Annotated in this window: 10 protein-coding genes; 3 read left to right on the forward strand and 7 right to left on the reverse strand. The window is 72.2% G+C overall.

Translation table 11 applies throughout. The features are described 5' to 3' along the window. The first annotated feature begins 16 nt into the window (after positions 1 to 16). A complete protein-coding gene (locus BIV25_RS34640; protein ID WP_071376472.1) occupies positions 17 to 1,075 on the forward strand; it encodes a C40 family peptidase in 1,059 nt (352 codons plus the stop codon). On the opposite strand, the gene BIV25_RS34645 is transcribed toward BIV25_RS34640, so the two are convergent. From BIV25_RS34645 to BIV25_RS34665, 5 genes are read right to left on the reverse strand one after another with little or no spacing between them, the layout of a single operon-like run. Then, on the reverse strand, positions 1,048 to 2,301 hold the full coding sequence (locus BIV25_RS34645) for a styrene monooxygenase/indole monooxygenase family protein (protein WP_071376473.1): 1,254 nt from the start codon (positions 2,299 to 2,301) through the stop codon (positions 1,048 to 1,050). The genes BIV25_RS34640 and BIV25_RS34645 overlap by 28 nt on opposite strands. A gap of 54 nt (positions 2,302 to 2,355) precedes the next feature. After that, entirely contained in the window at positions 2,356 to 3,030 is a 675-nt protein-coding gene (locus BIV25_RS34650) for an ATP/GTP-binding protein (protein WP_071376474.1), read from the reverse strand. Beyond that, complete coding sequence (locus tag BIV25_RS34655; RefSeq protein ID WP_071376475.1) at positions 3,011 to 3,439, reverse strand: DUF742 domain-containing protein; 429 nt, start codon at positions 3,437 to 3,439, stop codon at positions 3,011 to 3,013. Before BIV25_RS34655 ends, BIV25_RS34650 begins: the two co-directional genes overlap by 20 nt. Beyond that, positions 3,436 to 3,933 (reverse strand): roadblock/LC7 domain-containing protein, encoded by a 498-nt coding sequence (locus BIV25_RS34660; protein WP_071376476.1) that lies wholly within the window; start codon positions 3,931 to 3,933, stop codon positions 3,436 to 3,438. The genes BIV25_RS34655 and BIV25_RS34660 overlap by 4 nt, the downstream gene beginning before the upstream one ends. Next, on the reverse strand, positions 3,930 to 7,157 hold the full coding sequence (locus BIV25_RS34665) for a nitrate- and nitrite sensing domain-containing protein (RefSeq protein WP_079177061.1): 3,228 nt from the start codon (positions 7,155 to 7,157) through the stop codon (positions 3,930 to 3,932). The genes BIV25_RS34660 and BIV25_RS34665 overlap by 4 nt, the downstream gene beginning before the upstream one ends. Before the next feature lie 385 nt (positions 7,158 to 7,542). Here BIV25_RS34665 and BIV25_RS34670 point away from each other — a divergent pair, with 385 nt between their 5' ends. Beyond that, entirely contained in the window at positions 7,543 to 8,331 is a 789-nt protein-coding gene (locus BIV25_RS34670) for a protein phosphatase 2C domain-containing protein (protein WP_071376477.1), read from the forward strand. 89 nt (positions 8,332 to 8,420) lie between these two features. Here the strand turns inward: BIV25_RS34670 and BIV25_RS34675 are convergent, their stop codons facing one another. Continuing rightward, positions 8,421 to 8,912 (reverse strand): MarR family winged helix-turn-helix transcriptional regulator, encoded by a 492-nt coding sequence (locus tag BIV25_RS34675; protein WP_071376478.1) that lies wholly within the window; start codon positions 8,910 to 8,912, stop codon positions 8,421 to 8,423. Between the two features lie 247 nt (positions 8,913 to 9,159). Between BIV25_RS34675 and BIV25_RS34680 the strand changes: the two genes are divergently transcribed. Then, complete coding sequence (locus BIV25_RS34680; protein ID WP_071376479.1) at positions 9,160 to 9,984, forward strand: lysozyme; 825 nt, start codon at positions 9,160 to 9,162, stop codon at positions 9,982 to 9,984. A 63-nt stretch (positions 9,985 to 10,047) separates the two neighbouring features. Here BIV25_RS34680 and lon read toward each other — a convergent pair whose 3' ends face one another. Beyond that, complete coding sequence (gene lon, locus BIV25_RS34685; RefSeq protein WP_071376480.1) at positions 10,048 to 12,477, reverse strand: endopeptidase La; 2,430 nt, start codon at positions 12,475 to 12,477, stop codon at positions 10,048 to 10,050. Between the last annotated feature and the right edge of the window lie 131 nt (positions 12,478 to 12,608).

Raw genomic sequence — 12,608 nt, forward strand, 5'->3', positions numbered from 1 at the left:
GCATCGAGGTGATGACATGTCAGGGACGTTTCTGCGCCTGGCCTGCACGGTGACGGTGGCGACCCAGGCCGTCCTGGTGCCCGCACCCGCCGCGGCGCAGCCGACCGCTCCGGCCCCGCCCCGCTCCGTGGCCCAGCTGCTGACGGACCTTCAGCAACTGTACCGGCAGACCGAACAGGCCACCGAGACCTACGACGCCACCGCGGAGCAGCTGACGAGGCAGCGCGTCGCGGTGGCCCGGCTGGACGGCGAGCTGGCCCGCGCCCGGCTCGACCTCCAGGACAGCCGGGCCGACGCCGGCCGGCTGGCCCGCCAGCAGTACCAGAACACCGGCGGCCTCGGGCCCTTCGCCCGGCTCCTGCTCGCGACGGACCCGGAGCAGGCGCTGGACGAGGGGCATGTCCTCGGCCGCCTGGCGCGCGAACGGGCCCGCAGGGTGTCCCGGCTGACCGGCGCCGAGCAACGGCAGGACGCCGTGGCCCGGGCCGCCCGCACGGCTCTGGACACCCAGCTCACGCTCGCGGACCGGCAGCGCGCGCAGCGCGACGCCGTCCGGGCGAAACTGGCCGACGTGGAGCGCCTGCTGGCCGGTCTCACCCCGCAGCAGCTGGCCGCGGTCACCACGCTGGAACAGCGGGACGTCACCCGGGCCCAGCAGAAGCTCGCCACCGCGGGCGCGCTGCCCACGGCCCGCGCCGCCTCCCCGGCCGGGCAGCGCGCGGTCCGCTACGCCTTGGCGCAGCTGGGCAAGCCGTACGCGTGGGGGACGCAGGGCCCCGGCTCCTACGACTGCTCGGGCCTCACCTCCCAGGCCTGGCAGCACGCGGGCACTTCGATCCCGCGCACCAGCCAGGAACAGTGGAAGCGGCTGACGCGCGTCCCGCTGACCGGGCTGCGCCCCGGCGACCTGGTGGTCTACTTCCCCGAGGCGACCCATGTGGCCCTCTACGTCGGGGGCGGCAAGGTCGTCCAGGCGCCGAGACCGGGCGCGCACGTCACGGTGTCACCGCTGGCGTCGTACCCGGTCCTCGGAGCCGTACGGCCGGATCAGGCTCCGGCGACCGAACCCAGGTAGGCCGCCGTCCTGTCGGGCTCGTAGAAGAAGTCCTCGAAGTCCGCCGGGTCGTCGAAGGCGTTGGCGAAACGGTCCGCCACCGGCTGGAGCTGTCCGGCCGCGCCGATCAGGTTCAGGATGTGCTCCGGCGGCGGGGCGAGCATCGCGTTCGTCCACTTGGTGACGTGCCGCGCCGTGTTCCAGTAGCGGTCGAACGTCGCCTGCATCCAGGCCTCGTCGAACTCCTTGTCCCCGTGTTCGAGGATCGAGGCGAGGTAGGCCGCGGCGCACTTGGACGCCGAGTTGGAGCCCTGGCCAGTGATCGGGTCGTTCGCCACGACCACGTCCGCGACGCCGAGCACCAGGCCGCCGCCGGGGAGCCGCCCGACGGGGTTGCGGACGGTGGGCGCGTACCGGCCGGCCAACGTGCCGCCGGCGTCGGTCAGTTCGACCTTGGTCGCGCGCGCGTACTCCCAGGGCGTGAACTTCTCCATGAGCTCCAGGGTCAGGGAGAGATGCTCGGACGGGTCCTTGACGCCGTTGAAGACGTCGAGCGGGCCGCCCGGGATGCCCTCCCAGAACAGGATGTCCGCGCGGCCGGAGGTGGTGAGCGTCGGCATGACGAACAGCTCGCCGACGCCGGGGACGAGGTTGCAGCGCACGGCGTCGAAGTCCGGGTGCTCCGGGCGCGGGCCCAGGCCGTGGACGTACGCCACCGCCAGCGCGCGCTGCGGCTCGCCGTACGGGGAACGGGCGGCGTCCCGGCCGAACATCTGGACCAGCTCGCCCTTGCCGGCCGAGACGAGGACGAGGTCGTAGGCGCGGGAGAAGTAGTCGAGGTCGCCGACCGCCGCGCCGTGGATGACCAGCTGGCCGCCGCGCTGCGCGAAGGTCTCCATCCAGCCGGCCATCTTCACCCGCTGGTCGACCGACTGCGCGAACCCGTCGAGCCTGCCCACCCAGTCGATGGCCCGCTGTGTGGGGCCCGGGTCGTGCGAGCCGGGGGCCGCGACCGAGACGCCGAGCCCCTCGATCCTCGGGGCCTGCGACTCCCAGAAGTTCAGCTGGAGGTCGCGCTCGTGCTGCAGTGCCGTGTGGAACATGCACTGCGTCGACATGACCCGGCCGGTGCGGATCTCGTCCGCGGTCCGGTTCGACATCAGGGTGACCTCGTAGCCGTGCGACTGGAGGCCGAGGGCGAGCTGGAGACCGGACTGGCCGGCTCCGACGACGAGTATCTTCCGCATGCGGGGGAGGACTCCTAACCGGGACTACTCGGAAACTGACCGGAACTGATCGGACTACTCGGGGGTTTCGTCCAGCGCGTGGCCGACCAGGGCCAGGAGTATCTCGATGACCGAAATTCGACGCCGCGCATCCATGATCATGACAGGGATGTGCGGGGGGACCGTCAGCGCCTCCCGTACGTCCTCCGGCTCGAACCGCTCGCTGCCGTCGAAGTGGTTGACCGCGACGACGTACGGCAGCCCGCAGCTCTCGAAGTAGTCCAGCGCGGGCCAGGAGTCCTTCAGCCGGCGGGTGTCGGCCATGACGACCGCACCGATCGCGCCACGCACCAGGTCGTCCCACATGAACCAGAACCGCTGCTGGCCCGGCGTGCCGAACAGGTAGAGCACCAGGTCGTCGTCGAGCGTGAGGCGGCCGAAGTCCATGGCCACGGTGGTCGTGACCTTGTCCGGGGTGGCGGTGAGGTCGTCGGTGTCCTCGCTCGCCTCGGTCATCAGCGCCTCGGTCTTGAGCGGCGTGATCTCCGAGACGGCGGTGACCAGCGTGGTCTTGCCGACGCCGAAGCCTCCGGCCACCACGATCTTGGTGGCGACGGGGGCCCGGGTGCGGTCCGTCTGCCAGGACTTCAGGTCCTCGTCGGGCTCGGCGAAGCCGGCGACGAGGGGGATGCCTCCGACCGCGGAGGCGCCGACCGCACAGTCGGCGGTGTCAGAGACGACGGAGTCCACCGAGCACCCTTTCCAGCAGAGCGCGGTCCGGGCGGCCGGTGCCGTGACCGGTGCCGGTGCCGTACACACGGATCTTTCCCTGGTCCGCGAGATCGCTCAGCAGGACGCGGACCACGCCGAGCGGCATCTTCAGCAGCGCGGCTATCTCGGCCACCGTGCGCATACGGCGGCACAGTTCGACGATGGCCCGCATCTCCGGCATGACCCGGGTGTTGAGGGAGCCGTTCGTCAGTTCCCTGCGCTCCTCGGGGGCTTCGAGTGCCGCCGTGCCGGCTGTGCTTCCTACGAATGTCTCCACGAGGAGGACGTGGCCGAAGCGGGTACGGCCGCCGGTGAGCGAGTAGGGGCGGACGCGGGCGGGTTTGCGGTCGCCGCCGCGCACGGGGAGTCTGTTCGGTGTGCCGCTCATCGCGCGCTCCCGGTCGACTGGGACTCCAGTGACTGCCGTAGCTCCGAACGGAGTTCCGGTGTGAGGACGTGGCCGGCGCGGCCGACGAACAGAGCCATGTGGTAGGCCACCACGCTCATGTCGCACTCGGCGGAACCGTGCACACCGAGCAGCGAGCCGTCGCTGATGGACATCACGAAGAGGCTGCCCTCCTCCATGGCGACCATGGTGTGCTTGACCTGGCCGAAGTCCATCAGTTTGGCGGCGCCGACGGTGAGGCTGCCGATGCCGGAGACGATGGTGGCCAGGTCGGCGGAGGAGCCGCGGGGGCCCTTCGCGGGGCGGCGCAGACGGGACTGCTCGGTCTGGCCCGGATCGGACGAGAGCAGCAGCAGACCGTCCGAGGAGACCACGGCGACGGACTGGATGCCGGGTACTTCCTCGACCAGGTTGGTCAGCAGCCAGTGCAGGTTGCGGGCTTCACTGCTCAGTCCGTACGTACTGGGCGCGGTCAACTGCTTGCCTCCTCGGCTGTGCCCCCCGTGGTTTCTTCGGCGTGTGCGTAAGTGGTCGGCCTGCGGTGACCGGCGGTCTGCTCTTCGATCTCCACCTCCACGGCGCGGTATCCGGCCTGAGCACCGCTGCGGAAGCCGCCGAGCCGGCGGCGGAGCGCTTCGGCGTCGACACTGCCGGTCCGCTGGCGCGGGGCCTGGGCGGGAGCGGTGATCTTGGGGGTGCGCTTGGGAAGGCCCTTGCTGGTGACCGGCTCCTCCGCATCACCGGCCCCCTGCGGGGCTTCGGCGGATCGCTGCGCGGCCCCTGCGGCTTCCTGCGGAGCCTCGGCCCGTACGGCGGCGCCGTCGGCGTCCGCCGGGTGCACGGGCAAGGGACGCGTGGACGCCGGGGCCATCGGGCCTGTGTGTGCCGGGGCCGTGGGCGCTGCGGCAGCCGCGGGCGTCGACTGGGCCGGGGGCGCACCGGCTGCGGGCGCCGAGGGGGCGGTGGACGCCGAAGGCGCGGCGGGTGCGGGCGTCGACGAAGCCGTAGATGCCGGAGCCGTGAGCGCTGCGCCAGCCGCAGGCAACGCCGACGGGGCGGTGAACTCCGGAGGCCTGGCGGCTGCGGGCGTCGACGGGGCCGTAGGCGCCGGAGCCGTGGGCGCTGCGGCAGCCGCGGGCGACGCCGACGGGGCGGTGAACTCCGGGGGCCTGGCGGCTGCGGTCGCCGAGGGGTCGGTGGATGCCGAGGGCGTGGCAGGTGCGGGGGTCGGCGGGGCCGTAGGTGATGCGGCAGTCGTCGTCGGCAAGGTGGTCGGGGCCGGGGTGCTGTCCGCCGGGGGCGGGACGGGTTCCGACGGGGCCGAGGGGAGGGCGGTCACGTCCGGGAGCAGGAGCTCCATCGTTGTTTCGGCGTACGTCTCCGCCGGGGCCTTCGGCCGGGTCTGCGTCTGCTGGGCCGGGCTCGGTTCGGCCTGTCCGTGTTCGGCGGGCTCCTCCGCCTCCGCGCGGACCGCTTCCTCCGCGAGAGCCACCAGCGGGTCGGTGCCCTTGGCGCGGCCGTGCAGCACGTTGGAGTTGACCTCGGCGTCGGCGCCGGGGAGGGAGAACGTGCCGGTGCTGCTCATCGACGTGGTCTGCGGCAAAAGCGCGGCCGACGGGGCCTGGGTGAGCAGGGTGGCGGGCAGGACGACGACCGTCGCGATGCCGCCCTGCTTCTGCTCGCGCAGCTGCACGCGGACGCCGTGCCGGTGGGCGAGGCGCGCGACGACGTACAGGCCGAGGCCGAGACCGGCGTCGCCCTCGTTGTCGTAGTGGGACTCGGGGTCGAAGTCGGCCAGGCGGGCGTTGAGGTGGTCGAGGCGGTCCGTCGCCATGCCGATGCCCTCGTCCTGGACGGAGAGCATCACCTCGCCGGACTCCAGGAGCCAGCCGGAGACCTCCACCGGGAGGTCCGGCGGGGAGAACGAGGTGGCGTTCTCCATCAGTTCGGCCAGGAGGTGGGAGAGGTCGTCGGCGGCGAAGCCGGCCACGTGGGCGTGGGGCGGCAGCGCGGCGATGCGGACGCGCTCGTAGCGCTCGATCTCGCTGACCGCCGCGCGGACGACGTCGACCAGCGGGACCGGGCCGTGGTGCTGCTGGACGTGCTCGGTGCCGGCGAGGACCAGGAGGTTCTCGCTGTGCCGGCGCATGACCGTGGCGAAGTGGTCGAGCTTGAAGAGCGTGGCCAGCCGGTCGGGGTCCTGCTCGCGCTCCTCCAGTCCCTCGATGACGGCCAGCTGGCGCTCGACCAGGCCCAGGGTGCGCAGGGCGAGGTTCACGAACGTGCCGCCGATGCTGGTGCGCAGCCGCGTCAACTGAGCTGCGGACTCGGCGAGTTCGGCGCGCAGCTCCGCACGGGCGTCGGCCATCTTCTGGCGCTGGCCGACCAGGTGCTTGCGGTCGGTCTCCAGCGTGGCGACGCGCTCGTGCAGGGCCGCCGCGTGCGCGTGCAGGGCGTTGACCGAGCGGACCACCTGGGCGAACTCGTCGTTGCGGCCGGTGAAGGCGATCGGTTCCCGCGTCGCCGGGTCCCCGGGCTCCGCCAGGCGGGCCGAGCCGCGGCGCAGCACGGACAGCGGGCGGGTGAGGGTGCGGGCCATGGCCGTCGCGATGCCCACCGCCACGAGCATCAGGGCGCCGAGGACGGCGATGCGGATCTCCAGCGCCGTGACGTCGTCGTCCCGGAGCTTCGCCAGGTCCTTGGTGCGGTGGTCGTAGAGGGCCGACTCCGCGCCGCGCATCAGGTCGACCCGCGCGGACAGGGCCGCGTCCAGCTTCTTGGTGCTGGTGGACAGCTCGCCGTCGGTGAGGGCGGGCTGGGCGGTGAGCGTGGCCAGGTACTTCTCCGCGGTGTCGACGTCCTGGCCGGTGACGGTCGAGTCGTAGGAGTCGACGGCGGACTGCGGGGCGGTCTCGCGGAAGTCGGCGAGGGCCACGTCGGCGCGCAGCCGGGCCTGCTGGGCGGCGGCGGTGAGGGCGTCGCGCTGCTTCCTGTCGGCCTCGGTCGCCGTGGAGGCCGTGACCGGCAGGCCGGTGACGGGACTGATCACCGTCCGGGTGGCGCCCGGCACGTTCAGCGCGGCCAGCAGCAGGCCGCGGGCGGCGGCGGACTGCTGGACGGCGGTGTCCAGTTCGGCGAGCGCGTGGGCGCCGGAGCCGGCCCGCGAGGTCGACTGGTCGGCCAGCTGCTCGGCGACCTTGTGCAGTGCGGCGATCGTCTGCGAGTAGGCCTGGTGGGCCTGGAGCGCCGTGGTCTGGCCGGTGAGCGCGGACTGGCGGACGGCGGCGATGCCGTCGAGCTCGCCGCGCAGGCTCGCCGGGGTGTCGGAGTCGCCGCGCAGGTCCTCGACCTGGCGGTCGACGCGGGCGCTGCGGTCCTCGGAGGGGGCCTTGGACTTGACACGCCCGGCCGCGATGTAGGAGGTGACGTCGTCGCGTTCGTCGGCGAGGGAGTTCGCCAGGGCGAGCGCGTCCTGGGTGCGGCCTGCCAGTGTCACCAGGCTCTGCGAGTCGCCGACGTCCGCGGAGGCGGCGAGGAGCGAGGGTGTTCCGGCGCCGGCGACGGCGGCGGCCACCACGGCGACGGCGACGATCAGCCGGGTGCGCACATGAGTGGGGCGGCCGGTGCCCACGGGGGTCTGCTGGGCGGTCCCCGCGGGGTCCGTCTGCCTGCCTGTGCGCCGAGGCCGCTTCATCTGCACCGGTGCTCGCATTCCTGAACTCGACTACCAAGGGGCCCGGGTGGCGCCCCGTCATCTCGGTGCCAAGTGGTGCGTACACCCGGTTCGTACGGTTCCCGACCCTCCCAGCGCCGGTGGGCAGTGGTCGTGCATCACCTGACCCGCCACTCGAAGGAGTGAACATCGCTGGGGAGTTGGCGGGCAAGTTCCTGTGGCGTGTGCACGACTGCCGCGGGGCACGCCGGTTGGACGCGCGCGGGATGCTTTGGCAGTATTCGCCACCCACGCCTTCCCGGAAGGGTGGATTCCCACCCAAAACAGGCGGCTGACCTGCGGGGTCGTGGCAATTCGGCGGCACATAGCGCCCTTTGGCGGAGGCTGTGAAGGCCTCGTGCAGACTGGCTGGATGCGAACTGAACTCGTTTCGGAACCCGGCGACCCGAACCGCCCCAACGAGGACTTCGCCGGGGTCGGACTACCCGCCTCCGGACAGGGCGGTTGTGTGATCGTCCTGGACGGGGTGACACCGCCGAAGGGCGAGACAGGGTGTCTGCATTCCGTTCCCTGGTTCACGGCGCGGCTCGGCGGGGCGTTGACCGAACTGACCGTTTCGGGGCGAGATCTGACGCTCCCGGAGATTCTCTCGCGGGCGATCGCCCGCACGGCCGGGGCCCATGCGGACACCTGTGACCTTTCTCACCCGCGAACCCCGCAGGCAACCGTCGCCCTGGCGCGCTGGTCCGCCGAGAGCGTCGAGTACCTGGTGCTGTCCGATGCCGCGCTGCTGCTCAAGGCGGCCGACGGTACGGTCGTGCCGGTCCTGGACGACCGGCTGGCCCGGCTCCCGCGCACCGCGCTCGCCACGGAAGCCCTGGTGGACGCGAACCTGCGCAACAAGGAGGGCGGCTTCTTCACTGCCGCCGCCGACCCCGCCGTATCCGCCCGCGCGGTCACCGGCACCGCGCCGCGCGCCGGGGTCCGGGCCCTGGCCGCCCTGACGGACGGGGCGACCCGCTGGACGGAGACGTTCCACGAGGGCGACTGGACGGCCCTGTTCGACCTGGTGGCGAAGGAGGGCGCCCGGTCACTCGTGGACCGGGTGCGGGAGCTGGAGACGGCGGACAGCGAGGAACGGACCTTCCTGCGGAGGAGCAAGACGCACGACGACGCGACGGTGGTGTACGCGGAACTGTGAGCCGTACGCCGTACGCCGACACGGCTCCGCTCTTGCCCCGCTGCCCCGTGAGACCGTGACCATGCACGTCTATTCACATCTATCCACGGCTATTTCTCCATGACGCCGTTGAGCTGGTGCAGCAGCCGGGCCAGCTCGGCGACCTCGTGGCGGTCCCAGTGGGCGAGCTGGCTGACGTAGCGGCCGCGGCGGGCCTCGCGCACCGTGCCGACCCGGCCGCGGCCCTCGTCGGTGAGGGTGACGAGCCAGGCGCGGCCGTCGGCGGGATCCGGTTCGCGGGCGATCAGGCCCAGCTCCTCCAGCGCGCGCAGCTGGCGGGACATGGTGGCCTTGCCGACGCCGATGTAGCCGGCCAGCTCCGTGGCCCGCTGGCCGCCGCACTCGTCGAGCCGGATGAGCAGCCCGTACGCGGAGGACTCCAGGTCGGGATGGACCTCGCGGGCCATCTCGCCCTGGTTGGCCCGCGCCCGCCGCAGGAGCACGGTCAACTCCCGCTCCAGCGCCAGGAATTCCTGGTCTGCACCACTGGGCGTCATCTGCCCGGCGGCGCGATGTGCGCCGTCGTTTCCGTGCTCGTGCACGTCAGCACCCCTGCTCGGTTTCGCGATTCTGAAAGTTTCTGTCAAACGCCGTCATTGCCGCAGCTCCGTAAGTATTTCGCAGGCGTAGACCAACGGCGGCGTCCGGACCCCCTTCCCACGCCGTCATCTACGTGCGTAGCTTCTTTACCAGGCAATGAATGGCATGCCCACGCCCAGTGGGACGACCCCCCACAGGTTCCACCACGCGTCTGCCGCTCCCCCCACCTCACTTCCCCGGAGGCACGCCATGCCCGTGCTCGGACCCGGCACCATACGCACCCCCCGCGCTCTCCTCACGGCCCTGCTCGCGGCGCTCTCCCTCACCCTTCCCCTCACCACGGCCCAGGCCGCCGGCGGCACCGCGCCCAGCCGCGGCTCCGCCCACATGGGCATGGGCGTCCTCGCGCACGACGGCGCCGGCTCCACCCCCGCCAACAGCGCCGTCACCCAGACCGAGGGCGTGGACGTCGCCGGCTACCAGGGCAACGTCGCCTGGCCGACCCTGTGGAGCAGCGGGGTCAGGTGGGCGTACACCAAGGCCACGGAAGGCACGTACTACACGAACCCGTACTTCGCCCAGCAGTACAACGGCTCGTACGACGTCGGCATGATCCGCGGCGCCTACCACTTCGCGACCCCGGACACCACCAGCGGCGCCACCCAGGCCAACTACTTCGTGGACCACGGCGGCGGCTGGTCCAAGGACGGCAGGACCCTGCCCGGCACACTCGACATCGAGTGGAACCCGTACGGCGCCGAGTGCTACGGCAAGTCGGCGAGCGCGATGGTCGGCTGGATCGCCGACTTCCTGAACACCTACAAGGCGCGCACCGGCCGGGACGCCGTGATCTACACGGCGACCAGCTGGTGGAGCGACTGCACCGGGAACTACGGCGGCTTCGCGGCGAACAACCCGCTGTGGATCGCCCGCTACGCCTCCGACCCCGGCACACTGCCGGGCGGCTGGGGGTACTACACGATGTGGCAGTACACCTCCTCCGGCCCGACGGTCGGCGACCACGACAAGTTCAACGGGGCGCTGGACCGGGTGCAGGCGCTGGCCAACGGCTGACACAGGGCGCAGGCCCGGGCCTCCCTCACGGGACCCGGGCCTGCGTCCGTCCGGCAGCGTCCGTCACGCCGCGACCGGAACCTCCGGGGCCGCGCCGCGCACGGCGGGCGCGAGCGCCAGTTCCAGGACCTGGCGGACGTCGGTCACGGTGTGGACGTCGAGCCTGTCCAGCACCTCGGCCGGGACGTCGTCCAGGTCGGGTTCGTTGCGCTTGGGGATGATCACGGTGGTCACGCCGGCGCGGTGGGCGGCGAGCAGCTTCTGCTTCACACCGCCGATGGGCAGCACCCGGCCGGTCAGCGAGACCTCACCGGTCATCGCCACGTCCGTACGGACCAGCCGGCCGGAGAGCAGGGACGCCAGCGCCGTCGTCATCGTGATGCCCGCGCTCGGGCCGTCCTTCGGGACCGCGCCCGCCGGGAAGTGGATGTGCACGCCCCGGTCCTTCAGGTCGGCCACCGGCAGCTCCAGTTCGGCACCGTGGCTGCGCAGGAAGCTCAGCGCGATCTGCGCCGACTCCTTCATCACGTCACCCAGCTGACCGGTCAGGGTCAGCCCCGCCGCGCCCGTCTCCGGGTCGGCCAGCGACGCCTCCACGAAGAGGACGTCGCCGCCCGCTCCGGTGACCGCGAGGCCCGTCGCCACGCCCGGCACCGACGTGCGGCGCTCGGCCGGGTCCTGGGCGGACTCGGGCACGTGGTGCGGACGCCCGAGCAGACCGCGCAGGTCCTCGTCCCGGACGGTGAACGGCAACTCCCGCTCGCCGAGTTCGTGCTGGGCCGCGACCTTGCGCAGCAGACGGGCGATCGAGCGCTCCAGGGTACGGACGCCCGCCTCGCGCGTGTACTCGCCGGCCAGCTTGCGCAGCGCGCCCTCGTCGACCGTGACCTCGTCCGCGTTCAGGCCGGCCCGCTCCAGCTGGCGCGGGAGCAGGTGGTCCCGGGCGATGACGACCTTCTCGTCCTCGGTGTAGCCGTCGAGCCGCACGATCTCCATGCGGTCGGCGAGCGCCTCCGGGATGGCCTCCAGCACGTTGGCCGTGGCCAGGAACACGACGTCGGACAGGTCGAGTTCGACCTCCAGGTAGTGGTCCCGGAAGGTGTGGTTCTGCGCCGGGTCCAGGACTTCCAGCAGGGCCGCGGCCGGGTCGCCGCGGAAGTCGGAGCCCACCTTGTCGATCTCGTCCAGCAGGACCACCGGGTTCATGGACCCGGCCTCCTTGACGGCGCGCACGATCCGGCCGGGCAGCGCGCCGACGTACGTGCGCCGGTGGCCGCGGATCTCGGCCTCGTCGCGGACGCCGCCGAGCGCGACGCGGACGAACTTCCGCCCCATCGCGTGGGCGACGGACTCGCCGAGCGAGGTCTTGCCGACGCCGGGCGGGCCGACGAGGGCCAGTACGGCACCGCCGCGCCGCCCGCCGATGACGCCGAGACCGCGCTCACCGCGCCGCTTGCGCACGGCCAGGTACTCGGTGATGCGCGCCTTCACGTCCTCCAGGCCCGCGTGCTCGGCGTCCAGGACCGCCTTTGCGCCCTGGATGTCGTACGCGTCCTCCGTCCTCTCGTTCCACGGCAGCTCCAGGACCGTGTCCAGCCAGGTGCGGATCCATGAGCCCTCCGGGGACTGGTCGCTGGACCGCTCCAGCTTGTCGACCTCCTTGAGCGCGGCCTCGCGTACCTTCTCGGGCAGGTCGGCGGCCTCGACGCGGGCGCGGTAGTCGTCGGACTCCTCGGCCGAGTCCTTGGAGCTCTCGCCGTTCAGCTCGCGCAGTTCCTTGCGGACGGCTTCCAGCTGACGGCGCAGCAGGAACTCGCGCTGCTGCTTGTCGACGCCTTCCTGGACGTCCTTGGCGATGGTCTCGGCCACGTCCTGCTCGGCGAGGTGGTCGCGGAGCTGCTGCGCGGCGAGCCTGAGCCGGACCACCGGGTCGGCGGTCTCCAGCAGTTCGACCTTCTGTTCGGTGGTGAGGAACGGTGAGTAGCCGGAGTTGTCGGCGAGCGCGGCGACGTCCTCGATCGCCTGGACGCGGTCGACGACCTGCCAGGCGCCGCGCTTCTTCAGCCAGTTGGTGGCCAGCGCCTTGTACTCCTTGACGAGGTCGGCGACCTGGCCCGGCAGCGGCTCGGGCACGCTCTCCTCGATCCGGGCGCCCTCGACCCACAGGGCCGCGCCAGGCCCCGTGGTGCCCGCGCCGATCCGCACCCGGCTGCGGCCGCGGATCAGAGCCCCCGGGTCGCCGTCGGCCAGCCGGCCGACCTGCTCGACCGTACCGAGCACACCGGTCCTGGCGTACGTGCCGTCGATGCGTGGCACCAGCAGCACCTGGGGCTTTCCGGGCGCCGACCGGGCGGCGGCCTGTGCGGCCTCCACCGCGGCCCGCACCTCGGCGTCGCTCAGATCCAGCGGGACCACCATGCCGGGCAGCACGACCTCGTCGTCGAGCGGCAGCACGGGCAGTACGAGCGTGAACGCCGTGGACTCAGTAGCCATGATCTCCCCTTCAGCAGTCAACTTGAGCTATGCCGACTCAACCTCTGGGCAGGGGCTGGTGTTCCCCGCATCTGTTCGCTGTGAGCGATCAGGGGGTGACGTAGAGATCCATGCAGGTGAAAGCAGTGAGA

The sequence above is a fragment of the Streptomyces sp. MUSC 14 genome (assembly GCF_001866675.1).
Lineage (GTDB): Bacteria > Actinomycetota > Actinomycetes > Streptomycetales > Streptomycetaceae > Streptomyces.

Bases quoted from the DNA above. Each gene is read 5' to 3' on its own strand.
- BIV25_RS34640 (WP_071376472.1), top strand. From the start codon at position 17: ATGTCAGGGACGTTTCTGCGCCTGGCCTGCACGGTGACGGTGGCGACC.
- lon (WP_071376480.1), bottom strand. From the start codon at position 12,477: ATGGCTACTGAGTCCACGGCGTTCACGCTCGTACTGCCCGTGCTGCCG.
- BIV25_RS34680 (WP_071376479.1), top strand. From the start codon at position 9,160: ATGCCCGTGCTCGGACCCGGCACCATACGCACCCCCCGCGCTCTCCTC.
- BIV25_RS34655 (WP_071376475.1), bottom strand. From the start codon at position 3,439: ATGAGCGGCACACCGAACAGACTCCCCGTGCGCGGCGGCGACCGCAAA.
- BIV25_RS34670 (WP_071376477.1), top strand. From the start codon at position 7,543: ATGCGAACTGAACTCGTTTCGGAACCCGGCGACCCGAACCGCCCCAAC.
- BIV25_RS34645 (WP_071376473.1), bottom strand. From the start codon at position 2,301: ATGCGGAAGATACTCGTCGTCGGAGCCGGCCAGTCCGGTCTCCAGCTC.